Here is a 15069-nt window from a genome sequence, read left to right as displayed (position 1 = left end):
CGGACCGGGCATAATGGGTCCCAGTGTAGCGCCGCACACGCGCTCTACCAAACGCCAGCGTATCTTCGGTGACCATGAGCTCAGCCAGCCCTCCCGCCAGCGGCCCGTCCGCGCCCCTGCACGTCCTCGGCGCCCTCGCGCTGGAGCTCAAGGGCGACGCCGCGGTCAGCCGCAGCGTCCTGCCCCGCCACGACGCGGGCGCCCTGTCGGAAAAGATCGCCCGCGACCTGGCCGGCTTCGCCGCCGAGACCGCGGCGCTGGACCTGGTCACCGTCGGCGCCCACTACGACCCGGTCGAACTGCTGCGCCCGGGCTGGCCGCTGCACCGCGAACTCGACGAGCTGTCGGCCAACGCCCCGCGCGAGCGCGGCGCCGACAGCGCCGGCCGGGTGATCGCATTCGGCGCCCACGATCAGCAACTGCCCGGCGCGCTGGCGCCCTCGCCCGATTACGCCGGCGGCCCGCTGCGGCTGGTGCCGTTCGTGCTCAGCGGCGACCCGGACCGGGTCGCGCGGGTCGGCGAACTGCTCGAATCCAGCCTGCTCGAACGCGGCATGGCCGGCGCCGACACCGCCCTGGCCGCGCAGGAAGCCTTCGGCCTGCAGGTCGAACACGCGCGCTATCTGACCGTCCACGACCTCGCCGCGATGATGGCCATGCAGTACGACCACGCCGGCCTCGGCCCGCTATGGCCGCTGCTGGAAACCGCGCTGCTGCAGCCCGACGGCGAGGAATGGCTGGACGCCCCGCCCGAGCCGCTGATCCACTACAGCGAAGGCGAAGCCCGCATCGCCCTGTTCTCGCCGAACGCCTGGCACCAGCGCTACGCGCCCGAGGCGCCGTGCGACACCGACGAATGCCGCGAGAAGCTCAACCGCCGCTATCAGCACTTCGAAGCGCGGCTCAAGCAGATCGCCGCGGTGCTGGGCGCGCACGGGGTGGCGGTGACGTTTGTGCATTGCGACGACGGCGAGGCCCGCTCCGCGCTGTAACGACAGCGGTACTCACAGCGTGACCGGGGTGTGCGTCAGCCCGAGCTCGTGGCAAGCATCGAAAAGCGTCTGTCGGGTCCAAACCTCGCGCAGCGGGGCCTGCATGCAGTGCAGCAAGGTGTACAGCTTGAACGAATCTCCGGCGAAGCAGGCGAACTTAGCGTAGGTCTGCAGATTCTTCTGATCCGGGTAGCGTTGCACGAGATCCTCGAAGCCGGCCTTCATTTCCGTCCACCTCACCTTCGACATGGCGAACAGGCTTTCTTGATCCATCAGATTATTTTCAGCGTAATCGCCATAGATCCGCGCGTACAGCACGCGGCCCTCGCTCGCAGGGTTACGAAGCACGGCCTGACGTGCCAGTCTCTCAACGCCGTCTTCGTCCAAGGGTATAGCGCGCCCCCCGAGCCTGAGCGAGTACAACGGATAGTAGTCGGGAAATTTCGCCATCGCCTGATCGAACGTGCGCTCGAGTTTCGCGCCGTCATTGTGCAGCAAAGCGATCCGCATCCGGGTCGCGTAATACTCGGGGTCGCGCGAAGCCACCGCCGTCTCGGCCTCCAGATAGGCGTCAGCCTGACGTAACAACAAGTCGCGTTCGGGTTGCCGCTTGGCCTGGGTAAGGCTTACGAGGTCGTCATCATACGCGGTCGCATGAATCGCCTGCCGGACCAGGATGCCTGCGTACAGCACCCTGGCTAGCGCCGAGTTCGGCGCCGATTCCGCCCATTTGAGTGTGAGTGACCTTGGAACGCTCCAGTCGATTTTTTCGCTTCTTGCGCCGAGCTCGGCCAATCGGGTCAGCGCATCATCGGCCAGTATTTCGCTCTTCCAGCGGCCGTCCGAAGTCTTGCTACGCTGCGCCAGATACCGACCGTATGCGCCTTCGATCTGATCGAGCGCACTGGACTCCATGAAATTCGGTAATTTCGGCTCGGCATCCACGCTGACTTCAGAATCGATCAGCCTGGACACTGCTGCGTGCAGCGGCGCGCTGCAAATCTGGGGTTCCGCGTAAGCCACGGCAGGTATCGCGATCAGCCCCAGCAACACAACGCCCTTGATCGATGCGGCGCTTCGTTGCTTCAGACGTCTCTCGCAGCTGCGAATTGCGCTCATGCCCTGCCTTCCCTGGTCAGAATTCTCGCTCGAGGATCGAGTAACCGGCGTCGTGCATGCCTTGCGCGGCGTAGGTGTGGTGTGCGGGAGTATTAGCGCGCTCGACGTACAACCGCAAGCCGACCACGCCCGGCGTCGCCCGCGCCAAGTCCGCCACATGGCGGTGCAATGCGTTGTAGACGCCCTGCCTGCGATGCTCCGGCGCGACGTACACGCTCTGGATCCACCACCAGTCGCCGTTGCGCCAGTCGCTCCACTCGTGGGTGAACATCAAGGTGCCGGCCGGGACAGCGATGGTTTCGTTGCCGGCGACTTCGGCCTCGCGCATGGCGATGAAGTAGCGCGCCTTCGCCGCATCGGCCAGGCCGCCGGCGACGCCGGCGCGCACGGTGTCGGGGTCGAGCCGCTTGTGCTCGGTTTCCCAGGCCATCGCGATCATCCAGTCGGCGATCAAGTCACGGTCGGCGGGAACGGCGTCGCGGATGCGCAAGTGGGTCATGGCGAGGGTCGCTGCGTGGGATGCGCTCAGGATAAGGCGATGCGCGGCCAAGGGGTTGCCCTGATGTTTCGAGGTTCGTTGTGGGAGGGCCTTCAGGCCCGACGCTTTGCGCTCAGATCGCCGCGCAGCGATCGGCGAAGTCCCACGCGCCCGTCGGCCGGGAACTCGAATTCATCCTCGATCGGAACGAAGAGCGTCGGGCCTGAAGGGCCCTCCCACAAAAGATTCCGCTGCCTTCAGCGCAGACCCACGATCACTGCACGACCTTGATCACGCCGCAGGCCACGCGCGCACCGGCGTTGCCGGCGGGCTGGCTTTTGTAGTCGTCCTGCACGGCATGCACGATCACCGCGCGACCGGCGACATCGTTGATCGCGCCGCCGCCGAGGGTCACGCCGCTGGCGTGCGCGTCGACCTTGGCCACGCCTTCGGCATCGGCGTTGAGATTGTCCATGTCGCCGGCGTGATGCGCGCCGTGACCGACCTGACCGTGCGGCTGGCCGGCCGGGTTGAAATGACCGCCGGCGCTGCTCGCGTCGGCCGCGCTGCAATCGCCCTTCTCGTGGATATGGATCGCGTGCACGCTGTTGGGCGTGAGGCCGCCGATCTCGCCGGTGAGATGCACACCGTCGCCCATCGGACGCAGGGTCAGCTTGCCGCTGACCAGGCTGCCGGAGGCCGAGGCGAGCACCACCGTCGCCGATTGCGCGGTCGACACCGGCTTGGGCGGCGCGGGCGGCGGCGTGGGCTTGGTGGCTTGTCCACCGCAGGCCGCCAACGCGCCGACGAATGAGGCGATCGTGATCGTGCGAAGCAGGTGATTCATGCAGGACTCCTGTGCGTCGGCGCCCTGACGCGGCGCCGGATGGGACGGTGGCCCGACGCTAGCCCCGCGCGGGTTCAGTGCGGGTGAAACGGCGGTGAGAAGATGGCTGGCATGCGGCTGGCCGCTCGATTATGGCGGTCGCGACGGCAGCACGGTACGAGCCCTGCGATTCCGCCAAGTGCCGCATCACCGCGATGCGTGCAGGCCGAGCCATCGCGGACAACGCTGTTCGCACTGCCGCCGTGATGCCACGAGGTCTTTTGTGGGAGGGCCTTCAGGCCCGACGCTTTCGGCTCGGATCGCCGTGCAATGCCGGTGAAATACGATGCGTCTGCTGACCCAGACCTCCACTCGAACCTCGACCGGAACGAACAGCGTCGGGCCTGAAGGCCCTCCCACAAACGATTCCGCAGCGTCCGCCCGGTCGGGCGGTCATCGCCAGCCCAGGAATATTGAAGACCGATCTTTCATCGAACGCCTAACTGCGCTTACGCCCCGGCCCCAACTTGCGCGTCAAGGTATTGCGCCCCAGACCCAACCGCGTCGCCGCCTCGGTGCGCCGCCCGCCGGTGTGCTCCAGCGCCGCTTCCAGCAAGGCGCGGTCGAAGCGCTCGCGCGCATCGGCATGCAGGTTCGCGCGGCCATCGGCGAGTTGCGCGCGCGCCCACGACGACAGCTGCGCCTCCCATTCGGCCGCGTCGCTCGGCTTGCGCACCGAGACCCCAAGCACCTCGTCCATGTCCTCGCGGGTGATCGTATCGCCCGGCGCCAGCGCGGCCAGGCGCCAGCACACGTTCTCGAGTTCGCGCACGTTGCCCGGCCAATCGTGCGCGCGCAGCCGCTCCAGCGCCGGCTTGGACAGGCGCTTGGCCGGTGCGGCGAAACGGATCGCGGCCGAAGCGAGAAAACGTTCGGCCAGTTGCGGCACGTCGGCGCGCCGCTCGCGCAACGGCGGCAGGCGCAAGCGCACCACGTCCAGGCGATGCAGCAGGTCGGCGCGGAACTGGCCTTGCGCGACCAGGGTTTCGAGATCCTGATGAGTCGCCGCGATCACCCGCACATCGACCCGGATCAGTTCGCGTCCGCCGACGCGGAAGAACTCGCCTTCGGCCAGCACCCGCAGCAAGCGGGTCTGCAACGGCAACGGCATGTCGCCGATTTCATCCAGAAACAGGCTGCCGCCGTCGGCCTGTTCGAACCGCCCGACATGGCGTCGCTGCGCACCGGTAAAGGCGCCGGCCTCGTGGCCGAACAATTCGCTTTCCAGCAGTTCCGACGGGATCGCCGCGGTGTTCAAGGCCACGAACGGCCGCGCCGCGCGCGGCGATTCGCGATGCAGCGCGCGCGCGACCAGTTCCTTGCCGGTGCCGGTTTCGCCGGTGATCAACACCGACAGCGGTGCCTGCGCCAGGCGTCCGATCGCGCGGAACAGGGTCAGCATCGCCGGGGTGTCGCCGATCAAGGTATCGGCGGCGGCTTGCGGCGTTTCAACGACGTCGTGCTGCGTTTCGTTCGCCGCGAGCGTGCGCGCGGCCAGGGCAACCGCATCGTCCAGATCGAAGGGCTTGGACAGGAATTCCTGCGCGCCGCCGCGAAACGCACCGGCGGTGCTCGCCACATCGGTGTAAGCGCTCATCACCACCACCGGCAACGACGGCGCGCGCGCCTTGAGTTTTTCCAGCAGCACCAGCCCGCCATCACCGGGCATGCGCACGTCGGTGAACAACAGGTCCGGCGCGCCGCGCTGGTCCAACGCGTCCAGCGCATCGGCCGCGTTTTCGAACGCATCGACGTTGTAACCGGCCTCGCGCAACGCCGTCGCCAGCACGAAGCGCACCGAACGATCGTCGTCGACCACCCATACCCGCGCCGCGCTCATGCCGCGTCTCCTTCGCTTTCGATATGCATCGGCAACAGCAGGGTGAACACGGTGTGGCCCGGCCGCGAGCGATACGCCAGCGAGCCACGATGCTCGCGCGAGACCTGCTGCGCCAACGCCAACCCGAGCCCGCTGCCCTCGGCGCGACCGGACACCAGCGGCAGGAACAACTGCTCGGCCAGTTCGTCGGGCACGCCGCGGCCGTCGTCGATGATGTCAAGGCGCAGCGCGATCGGATGCGAGGTATCGGCGATGCGCACGCCGTGTTCGATGCGCGTGCGCAGATTGACGTGGGTCGCGCCGGCCTCGATCGCATTGCGCACCAGGTTCCACACCGCCTGCATCAGGCGATCGGCGTCGCCGTCGAATTCGGGCAGGCTCGGGTCGTAGTCGCGCACCAGCCGCACCGCCCAACCCGCGTCGGCCTCGGCCAGGCGCAGCACGCGTTCGAGCACGGCATGGATGTTCAACGGCGCGTGCGGCCGCGGCGGCGCCGGCGTCAGCAGACGATCGACCAGGCCGGTCAGGCGCTCGACCTCGCTGTCGATCAAACCGATCAACTCACGCGAATCGGCATCGTCGACCCGCCGCGCCAACAATTGCGACGCGCCCTTGAGCCCGGCCAACGGATTGCGCAACTCGTGCGCGAGCCCCTTCAACGACGCCGATAACGCCGACGGCAGCAGCAAGGCCGGATCGTCGCCGGGAAACTCATCGACCGGGTGCGCTTCCAGCAGCCAACCGCCGCCCTCGCGCCGGCTCAGCCACAGATCGGCGAAACGCTCCTCGCCATCGGCGTAGCGCAGCCGCATCCGCCGCATCCGCAGCGGCGCCTCGTCGCCGCCTTCGCGCGACAAGGCCAGCGCCAGACGGCCGTCGCCCGCGTCCAGGCCGGCCAGCGGCCACCCGAGCAAGCGCCGCGCGCCGATCCCGAACCAGCGCGAGAACGCGGTATTGCAGCCGCTCAAGGTCCCGCCCGCATCGCTCCAGGCGAGCGGCGTGGTCAGGCTGTCGAGGCTGAGGTCGAGGGCGGGCTGGGGGTCGGCGGGCATTGCACCATCTTAGTGCAAAGCTTCGAGGCGGATCGAACGGCAGCCGCGGTGCATGGCACCGGTGTTTGCGACGTTTCGGGTGCACGGCGCTTGCCCTGGCTTAGCGGGATATCCGTCAGCCGGTGGTCAGCCGCGCGGCCGACCCTGCGCATGTCGATCGCGCGGATCAATCGCGCGAAATCGCGATAGATGGCCCATATGCATTTGCGGAAACGATGACGATCCGCCGCCATCTCGTGACTTCAAGCGAAGGCTCGAAGGCTCGAAGGCTCGAACAACAATGATTGCATCGTGATGTCCTCGCCATTCGCGCATCGACTTGACGATCGGCACATTAAGAACACCGCCGATCCATCTTTCTATCAAGGAGCACAGGGCATGCGCGCTTAACTGTGTAACGTCGCTTTAACTTCGCCGGCTTCTTGCGCAGTTTTCTCTGAGAACGACCGCGCCGGACAATCGACAGAAAACACCTGGAAATCCAGCGATTATCGATGTCATCGCCAGGACAGATCGCACCTTCCGGAGATCGACGATCGTCATCGGAACCGCAACCGCTCGCCTGAGTACGCAGCCGCGTATCGGTTGTTCAACCCAACCCTTTACGCTGCATTGACGAGGGGCGCCGGATAACATCGGCCCAACATCCCACGCAGTACCATCGACGCGTAGCAAAGTCGTTTACTAAGGAGAGTAGGCATGAAGAAGTGGTATGTGATCGCCCTGATGGGTGTCGCTTTCGGCATGAGCCACAACGCGTTCGCGGAAGTGGTCAATCTGACCAACAGCGCGTCCGGCGCGACTCGCGACAGCGCCATCGCCTCGGTGAAGGAGAAATTGACCGCGGCCTGCACCGAGCGCGGCGGCAAGCCCGATCCGGATTCGTTCAAGCTCGACGGCGAGCAGAAGAGCCCCAACCCCGACGTGCCCAAGCCGTTTCATATCGATGCGCGGATGAAGTGCGATCTTCCGGAAGGTTGATCGCGGCGCCGGCAGCCGCTCGGTTAGCCGAAACATGATCCAGCAAGAGCCTCGCTTCGGCGGGGCTCTTGTTTTTGGCGCGCAGGTCGATCAAAAACGACCCGACGCGGGGCTTGGCTTGCGTAAACGCCGCCGATCCGGCGAACTGGGCGCGACGCCACGCAGTTCCGATTGACGCCCTCCCGTGGTCCCGTCGAGAATCCGGGCATTCCCCCTTTGGGGGTCGATCGCAACCAGGATGGTCGTCATGACGATGCGCAAGGCGCGACTGCTCGTGATGTTGGTAGGGATACTGCTGCCGTATGCGGCGCGTCTGCCGCACGGCATCGGCTGGCTTCAGCAATACACGGACAACGGCATCGGCGCCTGGCTGTTCATGGGGGCGTTCAACGCCATCGCCTGGGGCGCCATCATCGCCGTCAGCTTCCTCTACAAGCGTCCGTCGTCCTTATGGGCGCCCGCGCTGCTGGGCTTCGGCTTTCTCGCATTCGCCCATTACTCGCTGGACCTGGCGGCGGACGCGCAAGCGGCGATCGCCTTGGTGTTCATCCCGATCTATGCGTTGGTGCCGATCGCGATTGGCGCGATCGTTGGGTACTTCATGGATCGGGCGGCTCGGGTGTCTCGTGCTGCGTAGCGGCTGAAGCGACTGGGCCGCGGCCGTTGTCATCGCGCCGAGCCAGACGCCAGCAGCCATGTGGGCGTGGATTTCGCACTCGTAGCTGTCGGCGTGCTTGATCACTGATCGCTCGCGCCCGATACCGGCACTCACCAGCGCGTTTCTCCCGCTGAAACTCGACGTGCCCATCGCACTGCCTACCGCCTGACTTGTGATGCTGCCCGCGACGCCGCCGGCAAAGGCCGCGACACCCGCGCCGAGTGCGGTCAAGCCGATGCTGAGCCAGCGGGCCCGTAAGCATATTGAGCTGGGTCAAGATCGTAGGCTATCTACGCAAGCTGCCGCTGGTCGGCTTAGAGAAAGTTCGCGCCTCTGCGACCTAGAATTTCGCTGCGTACAACCTGATTCGGTTCGGAGATATTGGCCGATGGTAGACGCCGGCACCGACCTTAGCGGATGGTCGGTGTGGCGAGGCTATCGTTGGACATTATCGGTTTTTGGCTGCTGATCCATGCGTCGAACCTACCGTGCGATGGCTGGCGTTGGGTTTCTCAACAGCCTGTTAGAACTCTGCGTACGGACGTATTGCCTTCGAGTTCTTCGCGAATTTTTTCAGATGCCTGCAAACACACGATCAGTTCCTGAAAGAGAGAACTTGAGGCAAATCTCTCCGACGCCCACTGCCACTCGTTGCAACGCTTTTCAGGAAATGAAGCCCTCCCTTCTGTAGTGCTCGATGATCAACGGCGCCACCATCGAAGCTTCCGAAACTACGCAATTATCGACTAACTGCCCTCGCGGCAATCTGACCAAGCACCCCTCGCTCGAGAAGCGCACAGAAAATCCTCGAGAAAATAGCTTAATTCCATGCGCATCCCTGACTACCGTCCCTCCATTGATAATTAGCGGATCGGATGAGGAGATCTCTGCATGGATAGAAGCCAACTTCAGCTCTGCAATGATCAAGTCAATATTCACCTTCATCTCAACGGTCCGCCCAAACGGAAGCGACCTGAAGCTGTCGAATTGAATATTGCTGTTCCATGGGTGTCGCATCCTATCAGTGAGTTAGATGAATCAAATCCATCAACAATCACCCAATGCCCATCCCGCGGGAGATGCGAACGTCCACGCTGATCAGCAGGCCGTTGCGATTCTCCATCTGTCTATACATTGGCTAGATAGCCCAGGCGAGCTTGATGGCCCGAACTCTTGCGAACCTGCCGCGCACCCGGATCGCTGATGGAGGCGTGGGTATGGTTGCTGCGCCCTTGTCCACGAAAATCACCGCAGTCTCCATCGTGGTCGCCGTCCTTGCGGCGAAAGCTCTTATGCGAAGCCCACGCTTCCAGCAAGGTGCCATCGACAGAAAAGTGTTCGCTGCTCACCAATTCCTGGAAACACGCCAGCAAGACCGTGCTCTCGAAGAATCGTTGCGCGATGCGCTCATCGAACAATCGCTCGCGATTGAACGAGTAGGTCGAGTGATCTCACGCCCGATCGTCCACATTCAACCCCACGAACCAACGGAACAGCAGGTTGTAGTTCAACTACTCCATCAACAGGCGCTCGCTACGCGCGCTATAGACCACTTGCAACAGGCTGGCACGCAACAGATGCTCCGGTGGAATCGACGGACGGCCCACGTTCGAATAGCGACGCGCCAGTTCGTCGTTCATTTCGAGCAACAACGCATCCACCAGCACGCGCAGGGTTCGAATCGGATGAGTCGCGAGCACCCGCTCTTCCACTGACACGTACGAGAACAGGCCGGATTGCTGGGTGTCGGGGCTGCGCATCGGGAATCGTGCGATTGAAGAGGGTTATTATTTTCGTGGATTTTTCGGATTTCTCAACGGCCAGACAAGCCTTTTCATATGCGTCACAAGAAACCACCAGCCAATTCATTACCTAATAACTCTACCAGGGGGCTCTGGCGCATCTTTAGTCCAGTTCCAGCCTGTTTTTTCAATAATTACATCCTCAAAATCACAAGACGCCATCACAAACCGCCCCCCATCTCGGAGATTAGACACAAGTCTCGCCACCCCATATTGAAAATCCAGGATCTGCCCTGAAACTTCCCGCACAACACCAACGTCCACGTAATATTGTGAGCATTCAATAAAATCATAAGGAACCAACTTTCTAGAGGTCGCCTTAAAATCCTCATTTCGGTATGCGAGAACTTCCACTGGAACAGCGTTAAATATATTGAACTTCGATTTATTCAGCCCATCCAGAAATTCGTCAATTTGCTCATCCGTATCTATATATAGCTTGCAAAAATATGGGTCTGACATATACACCTCTAGAACCCGAAGGAAAGCGGCGTTTGGGGCCCATTGTCAAAAACCCCGCCATCCTGAACGATAGAAATCTGAACTTTTTCAGGAGGCAGTCTGAGTGTCTCAGCAAATATATGGCTGGGCCGGTGGCAACATCCATCGCGACCAGACCGTACTTTAATACTGGTGCCCTCTCTATCGCACGGCCCATACCAATCACGACGGGGCGGCCGTAGCTGTATTGGCACAGCACGCGACCGTCGGCATCGTACTCGTAGGGTTCGGCGTGCTTGATCCAGCCGGCGACCGGGATGTCCTTGCGCTGGTCATCGGCGTCGTAATACTCCAGGCGCTGGCTCAACCGGCCCAGGGCGTCGTAGACGTAGCGCTCCTTCAACGCGACCGGCGCGCTGCCGCCCAGCGGTTGCGCCATGGACACCAGTTGGCGCTGGCCGCGTTGATCGTAGCGGGTGGTTTCCTGCATGGCCTGCTGGCCTTGCAGAAAACGGCGATGCACCGCGCGACCGGCGCCGTCGTAGGCCAGGCCGTAACTCACGTCGGGATTGCCGAGCACGATCTGGCCGTTGACCAGCTTGCCGTGCGCGACGGTGACGCGGTTCTCGGCGTCGTAGTCGTACCAGTAGGTCTTGACCGCTTCGGGGGCGTTGTAGCGCGGGCTCTGGCTCGGCGTGCCCGGCGTGTCTTCGTCGCGCACGTACTGCCAGGCGAAGCGATCCATCACGATCGCCGAGCTGCCGTTGGTGTAGGCCACGCCGCCGATCGCCATCGTCACCGCGCCGGGCGGCACCTGCACCGGACCGAGCTCGGATTCCTGCCAGCCCGAACCGCTTTCGATCATCGTGCCGCGCGCGACGCTAACGCCATTGCCGTTGGCGTCGAGGAAATGGATGAATACCCCTCCGCCGGAGTCGCTACTGTTGTGCTGGACCATCGCGCTGGCGCTGACCCATTGGCCGGGACGCAACACCGGACGCGCATCGCTTTTGCCATTCAAAATGACGAGCGGAATAAAGGTCGTTCGCACAACGGACAGTACAGTGACCCGACTAGTGGGAGCAATCCCTTCTCTAGCGCTGTTTGCGACTATCGTCGGTTAAACTCAGCCATTATCTCATCCAGCTCAGCGTCTGTCATTAAATTAAAAATCAAATCGACGCCGATCAAAGCACGCAAGCCGCTGAGGTTGATGAATACATCTTTAGGGCCGTAAAGCAAGAACCTCCGACTCGAGACCGGAACTCGATCAAATTGTCCAGGAAGCAAGCTTAGGACGGTGTATTTTTCATGCTCTCGCCAAGCGTTATTTAGCGCATCGAAGGCGTCGTTCGCCGCGGCGATTGCAGTCAAATCAACCTCAATTCGCCCCCACTTTGCACCCGACATCCGTGTGTCTGAAGTGAACCCCTCGGCAGAATAAGCAAATCCGCAAGATGGGCAAACGCCACTTTCCGCAGTCAATCCTGTCCCGCACATTTCACACGTGCGCATAATCAGTCACCGCTCATGCAATAATAACGCAAGACTTAATAGAGATTTTTTTAAAAAATGATAATTCAAATATATTTTAGAATATCATCTTGATCAAGATATTTTTTATACCGCTCGACACGCCCGTTTTTTTCATGATCAACAAGAGCCCCAGAGAGGCGAAGCGGCTCACCCTTATCTAAGAAAAACTTGAACGTTCGATCTTTACTTAAAATAATATCGTAGGTGAGTTGCCGAACACCCAGCTCATTCATAACCGCGACACCGACGTCCTGCGCAATAATTATGCCTTCAACACCGAGATCGAGATCCTGCTTAATTAATTTCCCTAGAATTGTTTTCTTTACATAGAACGCAACGTAATTCGACACCATATCATCCGCGTCACCGACAATTTCAAAATTTACAAAACACCTAACCCAGCCAAAAGGAGCATCGGCCGTAATTTGGTCGATCAAAATTTTCCAATCAACGCTAGTGTGTGACATTTCCGTCGCCGCCCATGAAAATATTTCTGAAAGAGTCTTTGCTGCTCCACTCTCCACCGTTCATCCGGATCTGCGTCTCGATGATATTCGGTCGTCGCGACGAATTTCCAGACAAATACCTCGGGACGATTCTTGCCTCAACACTAGTTCCGGGGGTTTTGGCCAGATCCATAACTCTCTTCTCAAATCTCGCCCATTGGCTGTTATTAAGGTTTTTAATACCTCCAGGCAGCGGCTTACCGTTGCCCGGGATCACATTAAGCATGTTGACCAGACCGCCATCATCCGCGGGCCAGAGGTGGAAGCCAACATCCGTCCCCGGCCCGTTACAGCCGATCATCCTTTGTAGATCTTTATCCGGTGCAGCGGGCACGTGCCGAAATCTTCCTTTTTTGCGCCAAATACGCAAGCCCCACAAATACGGGCAATTCAAATCTTGGAAAACAGACTACTGACATGCATATAACGTAAGTATCTTTCTATCTTCTGAACCTCAGCGGCAGCGGCCAAAGACGAAGACAATCTCAACGGCTTTTCGAAATCCAGATAAATTGAAGGCTCTCGTTTTCTATCTATTATTATATCCATAGTCATATAACGACTGCCTTCGCGCTCCATGAACGCCCTGCCAATCTTGTGGATTAATATATTGTCTTCAACCGAAAGCTCAAAATTTTTTCGCTCAATTTTCCCAAAAATGCTGCTTGATATGCAGAACGAAACATCACTCGACTCCATATCATCTGAAAAAGATTTCATCTCATAATTAATGAATATCAATTTCCAATGAAAAGGCATTCGTGCCGCAATTTGATCAACAAGTTTCTTTTGATCTTCCACGAAAGCACCTTAACTTAATGAATGTTTGTGAACCGGCGCGGGCGTCGAAGTATTCCAGGCGCTGGCTCAAACGGCCCAGAGCGTCGTAGACGTAGCGCTCCTTCAGCGCGATCGGCGCGTCACCGCCCGGCGGTTGCGCCATGAACACTAGTTGGCGCTGGCCGCGCTGGTCGTACTGGGTCAACTCCTGCATCACCTGCTGGCCTTGCAGGAAGCGGCGGTACACCGCGCGGCCGGCGCCGTCGTAGGCCAGGCCTAACTTACCTCGGGGTTGCCAAGCACGATCTGGCCGTTCTTCATCACGACCGCGTAGCCAATACACGACCGCCCGATCCAGGGGAAAAGCGGAGGCGGCGAAAATCACACTGAGCATGAGCCGCACGCGCGTGCCTTACGACAATACCGTCGCCGAAAGCCTCTTCGCGACCCGTCAAGTTGGAACTGATGGAAGGTGTGAAATACGTCAGCCGCGAGGACGTTAAGCAAGCCGTATCCGAATATGTCGAGGTCTTCTACGACCGCGTGCGCTTACACTCATCGCTCGGCTATCGTACGCCGTTGCAAGCAGGGCTTGATTATCTGAAACTAAATCTGCTTCCTTACCACCTGTCTGTGGAAGCCGGGGCGCTCTAGTCTGACACCTGCGTTCCTGCCTGCTTTCTTAGTTCAATTTCAACGCCAGCAGTCTAGCCGACCGTCCGTTTTTAGCTGCATCAACAAATCATCGGATATATCTTTCGTTTCTTCGCCGAAGTCATTGATGGAATCAACGACCAAGCTGAAATCCTCAGATGGAAAATCACTAAAATCATCTCCGGGAGCGGGAACTCCGAGCAACACAAAAACAACCTCCTCACGTATAGCAATATAAGCCGAATATTCTTCATATCTTCCGGTCGAATCTTCGGAAAAAACCAAGCCGGCCAGCGCCTCACCAAGGATGCGTGCAGTTTCTGCGAGGGTTTCCGACGACTTGATATTGATATCTGCTACAACCATTGAATTAGCGCCCATCAGGAGCCACGAAGAATATTTGAGAGTCGTTATCGCGTTCCATTTGCCTCTGAATCTCCGCCTGAGTGAGTACGCGAAGTGAATTTGTTCTTTGTTCGCAACCCACCCATGCCGGGGCTTTGGCGCAACTCAGCATCGATTTTCTTCTGTATCTGACATGCGTCCCCCGTCGCGTAACCCTCGCGTTGGGTGCCGGGAACCTTTTGGTGTCGGATCGCAACAATTCTAATGGCTGCTGATACCCCCTGAGTTTTTCACTTCTGATCAAATTCCGTTAGAAGCGAATCACTCGATAGATCCGATCCGATATGTTTTCTGGCGCCGCGTATTTGATGAATTTTTGCTTGCGATGAGACGCTATGACATAGCGCAATCCGTTGCGCGTAATAACATCTTCTACAGATGCTCCTGCCAAATTCAGCGCCTCAATACGGGAGTCAGCTAACACTTGCCTTTGCACCCATTGCCTCTCTATCTGCACCTCGTACAGACGCACAGTCCACCATGTCCCGCTTCCGTTCTTTGCGTTAGCTACAAGACCCTCGTGATGCTCTCGCTCTGCAGGCAACATCCTTTCCAGACGCCATCCACCCGCAAGCTCCTTCGTGACTCGCTGCAACGTATCGCCGACCGCATCGTTCTCATACCGCCGCAGCGCCGCCGAGACATCCGCCTCTTTCATTCCCACCGGGACGTTCATCCACATTCCCTTGTAAACGATTTGCGCATTGTCGGTGTCATGTCCGACTGCTTTCGCAAGATCCGCGCCCAGCACCGATGCCAGCGACCGCTCGGATGGCCTTGCTCCATTAGGGACCTCAGCCGAATCGCGCTCCGCGGAATAATCCGTAGCCAACGTCGCTTGAAGCGGCGCAAGCAACATTAGACAAAGAAGACTCGCTTCCGTTTGGATGAGCATATCGCATCTCTGACAGTCTATTGAAACACTACCTTGCTCAGTTG

The 15069-nt window shown here is 60.1% G+C and carries 21 protein-coding genes; 6 read left to right on the top strand and 15 right to left on the bottom strand.

All coding sequences use genetic code 11. The annotated features are described in order from the left end of the window. The first annotated feature begins 74 nt into the window (after positions 1-74). Positions 75-992, top strand: coding sequence for a hypothetical protein (locus AC3A4T_RS17200; protein WP_487676473.1), 918 nt, complete (start codon positions 75-77; stop codon positions 990-992). Between the two features lie 12 nt (positions 993-1004). Here the strand turns inward: AC3A4T_RS17200 and AC3A4T_RS17195 are convergent, their stop codons facing one another. Both AC3A4T_RS17195 and AC3A4T_RS17190 read right to left on the bottom strand, forming a co-directional pair. After that, the gene (locus tag AC3A4T_RS17195) at positions 1005-2111 is read right to left on the bottom strand and encodes a hypothetical protein (RefSeq protein WP_487676472.1); all 1107 of its coding nucleotides are present in this window, start codon (positions 2109-2111) and stop codon (positions 1005-1007) included. A gap of 16 nt (positions 2112-2127) precedes the next feature. Further along, positions 2128-2610, bottom strand: coding sequence for a GNAT family N-acetyltransferase (locus AC3A4T_RS17190; RefSeq protein WP_487676471.1), 483 nt, complete (start codon positions 2608-2610; stop codon positions 2128-2130). A gap of 80 nt (positions 2611-2690) precedes the next feature. Here AC3A4T_RS17190 and AC3A4T_RS17185 point away from each other — a divergent pair, with 80 nt between their 5' ends. Next, positions 2691-2816 (top strand): DUF6053 domain-containing protein, encoded by a 126-nt coding sequence (locus AC3A4T_RS17185; RefSeq protein ID WP_487676470.1) that lies wholly within the window; start codon positions 2691-2693, stop codon positions 2814-2816. A gap of 47 nt (positions 2817-2863) precedes the next feature. Here the strand turns inward: AC3A4T_RS17185 and AC3A4T_RS17180 are convergent, their stop codons facing one another. Continuing rightward, positions 2864-3436: a superoxide dismutase family protein gene (locus AC3A4T_RS17180; RefSeq protein ID WP_487676469.1), complete on the bottom strand. Its 573-nt coding sequence runs from the start codon at positions 3434-3436 to the stop codon at positions 2864-2866. Positions 3437-3530: 94 nt separating this feature from the next. Between AC3A4T_RS17180 and AC3A4T_RS17175 the strand changes: the two genes are divergently transcribed. Then, positions 3531-3755, top strand: coding sequence for a DUF6053 domain-containing protein (locus AC3A4T_RS17175; RefSeq protein WP_487676468.1), 225 nt, complete (start codon positions 3531-3533; stop codon positions 3753-3755). 159 nt (positions 3756-3914) lie between these two features. Here the strand turns inward: AC3A4T_RS17175 and ntrC are convergent, their stop codons facing one another. Together ntrC and AC3A4T_RS17165 are read right to left on the bottom strand one after the other, a co-directional pair. After that, complete coding sequence (gene ntrC / locus AC3A4T_RS17170) at positions 3915-5315, bottom strand: nitrogen regulation protein NR(I) (protein ID WP_487676467.1); 1401 nt, start codon at positions 5313-5315, stop codon at positions 3915-3917. Next, the gene (locus tag AC3A4T_RS17165; RefSeq protein ID WP_487676466.1) at positions 5312-6367 is read right to left on the bottom strand and encodes a two-component system sensor histidine kinase NtrB; all 1056 of its coding nucleotides are present in this window, start codon (positions 6365-6367) and stop codon (positions 5312-5314) included. The genes ntrC and AC3A4T_RS17165 overlap by 4 nt, the downstream gene beginning before the upstream one ends. A gap of 699 nt (positions 6368-7066) precedes the next feature. Between AC3A4T_RS17165 and AC3A4T_RS17160 the strand changes: the two genes are divergently transcribed. Then, positions 7067-7348 carry a hypothetical protein gene (locus AC3A4T_RS17160; RefSeq protein ID WP_057920419.1) on the top strand — a complete coding sequence of 94 codons (282 nt, stop codon included), beginning with the start codon at positions 7067-7069 and terminating at the stop codon, positions 7346-7348. A 247-nt stretch (positions 7349-7595) separates the two neighbouring features. After that, positions 7596-7985, top strand: a complete 390-nt coding sequence (locus AC3A4T_RS17155; RefSeq protein WP_487676465.1) for a hypothetical protein — start codon at positions 7596-7598, stop codon at positions 7983-7985. Positions 7986-9133: 1148 nt separating this feature from the next. Here the strand turns inward: AC3A4T_RS17155 and AC3A4T_RS17150 are convergent. From AC3A4T_RS17150 to AC3A4T_RS17115, 8 genes are all read right to left on the bottom strand, one after another. Beyond that, positions 9134-9424 carry a hypothetical protein gene (locus AC3A4T_RS17150; protein ID WP_487676464.1) on the bottom strand — a complete coding sequence of 97 codons (291 nt, stop codon included), beginning with the start codon at positions 9422-9424 and terminating at the stop codon, positions 9134-9136. 93 nt (positions 9425-9517) lie between these two features. Beyond that, positions 9518-9766 carry a transposase gene (locus AC3A4T_RS17145; protein ID WP_487676463.1) on the bottom strand — a complete coding sequence of 83 codons (249 nt, stop codon included), beginning with the start codon at positions 9764-9766 and terminating at the stop codon, positions 9518-9520. Between the two features lie 108 nt (positions 9767-9874). Then, entirely contained in the window at positions 9875-10270 is a 396-nt protein-coding gene (locus AC3A4T_RS17140) for a hypothetical protein (protein WP_487676462.1), read from the bottom strand. Next, complete coding sequence (locus AC3A4T_RS17135; protein WP_487676461.1) at positions 10227-11300, bottom strand: hypothetical protein; 1074 nt, start codon at positions 11298-11300, stop codon at positions 10227-10229. Before AC3A4T_RS17135 ends, AC3A4T_RS17140 begins: the two co-directional genes overlap by 44 nt. 59 nt (positions 11301-11359) lie before the next feature. Further along, on the bottom strand, positions 11360-11623 hold the full coding sequence (locus tag AC3A4T_RS17130) for a hypothetical protein (RefSeq protein ID WP_487676460.1): 264 nt from the start codon (positions 11621-11623) through the stop codon (positions 11360-11362). 206 nt (positions 11624-11829) lie between these two features. Further along, a complete protein-coding gene (locus tag AC3A4T_RS17125) occupies positions 11830-12309 on the bottom strand; it encodes a hypothetical protein (protein ID WP_487676459.1) in 480 nt (159 codons plus the stop codon). A 372-nt stretch (positions 12310-12681) separates the two neighbouring features. Beyond that, entirely contained in the window at positions 12682-13092 is a 411-nt protein-coding gene (locus tag AC3A4T_RS17120) for a hypothetical protein (protein WP_487676458.1), read from the bottom strand. After that, entirely contained in the window at positions 13067-13465 is a 399-nt protein-coding gene (locus AC3A4T_RS17115; protein ID WP_487676457.1) for a hypothetical protein, read from the bottom strand. Before AC3A4T_RS17115 ends, AC3A4T_RS17120 begins: the two co-directional genes overlap by 26 nt. A gap of 71 nt (positions 13466-13536) precedes the next feature. Here AC3A4T_RS17115 and AC3A4T_RS17110 point away from each other — a divergent pair, with 71 nt between their 5' ends. Beyond that, entirely contained in the window at positions 13537-13725 is a 189-nt protein-coding gene (locus tag AC3A4T_RS17110; RefSeq protein ID WP_487676576.1) for a hypothetical protein, read from the top strand. Positions 13726-13764: 39 nt separating this feature from the next. Here AC3A4T_RS17110 and AC3A4T_RS17105 read toward each other — a convergent pair whose 3' ends face one another. Both AC3A4T_RS17105 and AC3A4T_RS17100 read right to left on the bottom strand, forming a co-directional pair. Beyond that, positions 13765-14091, bottom strand: coding sequence for a hypothetical protein (locus AC3A4T_RS17105; RefSeq protein ID WP_487676456.1), 327 nt, complete (start codon positions 14089-14091; stop codon positions 13765-13767). A 289-nt stretch (positions 14092-14380) separates the two neighbouring features. Then, positions 14381-15025: a hypothetical protein gene (locus AC3A4T_RS17100; RefSeq protein WP_487676455.1), complete on the bottom strand. Its 645-nt coding sequence runs from the start codon at positions 15023-15025 to the stop codon at positions 14381-14383. Positions 15026-15069: the final 44 nt, after the last annotated feature.

The sequence above is a fragment of the Lysobacter sp. Soil_N_51 genome (assembly GCF_057655755.1).
This window is presented reverse-complemented; position numbering and strand designations above follow the sequence as displayed.

Coding starts and splice junctions, on each gene's coding strand:
- AC3A4T_RS17200 (WP_487676473.1), top strand. CDS start 75: ATGAGCTCAGCCAGCCCTCCCGCCAGCGGCCCGTCCGCGCCCCTGCAC.
- AC3A4T_RS17195 (WP_487676472.1), bottom strand. CDS start 2,111: ATGAGCGCAATTCGCAGCTGCGAGAGACGTCTGAAGCAACGAAGCGCC.
- AC3A4T_RS17190 (WP_487676471.1), bottom strand. CDS start 2,610: ATGACCCACTTGCGCATCCGCGACGCCGTTCCCGCCGACCGTGACTTG.
- AC3A4T_RS17180 (WP_487676469.1), bottom strand. CDS start 3,436: ATGAATCACCTGCTTCGCACGATCACGATCGCCTCATTCGTCGGCGCG.
- ntrC (WP_487676467.1), bottom strand. CDS start 5,315: ATGAGCGCGGCGCGGGTATGGGTGGTCGACGACGATCGTTCGGTGCGC.
- AC3A4T_RS17165 (WP_487676466.1), bottom strand. CDS start 6,367: ATGCCCGCCGACCCCCAGCCCGCCCTCGACCTCAGCCTCGACAGCCTG.
- AC3A4T_RS17160 (WP_057920419.1), top strand. CDS start 7,067: ATGAAGAAGTGGTATGTGATCGCCCTGATGGGTGTCGCTTTCGGCATG.
- AC3A4T_RS17155 (WP_487676465.1), top strand. CDS start 7,596: ATGACGATGCGCAAGGCGCGACTGCTCGTGATGTTGGTAGGGATACTG.
- AC3A4T_RS17145 (WP_487676463.1), bottom strand. CDS start 9,766: ATGCGCAGCCCCGACACCCAGCAATCCGGCCTGTTCTCGTACGTGTCA.
- AC3A4T_RS17140 (WP_487676462.1), bottom strand. CDS start 10,270: ATGTCAGACCCATATTTTTGCAAGCTATATATAGATACGGATGAGCAA.
- AC3A4T_RS17115 (WP_487676457.1), bottom strand. CDS start 13,465: ATGCTCAGTGTGATTTTCGCCGCCTCCGCTTTTCCCCTGGATCGGGCG.
- AC3A4T_RS17110 (WP_487676576.1), top strand. CDS start 13,537: ATGGAAGGTGTGAAATACGTCAGCCGCGAGGACGTTAAGCAAGCCGTA.
- AC3A4T_RS17105 (WP_487676456.1), bottom strand. CDS start 14,091: ATGGTTGTAGCAGATATCAATATCAAGTCGTCGGAAACCCTCGCAGAA.
- AC3A4T_RS17100 (WP_487676455.1), bottom strand. CDS start 15,025: ATGCTCATCCAAACGGAAGCGAGTCTTCTTTGTCTAATGTTGCTTGCG.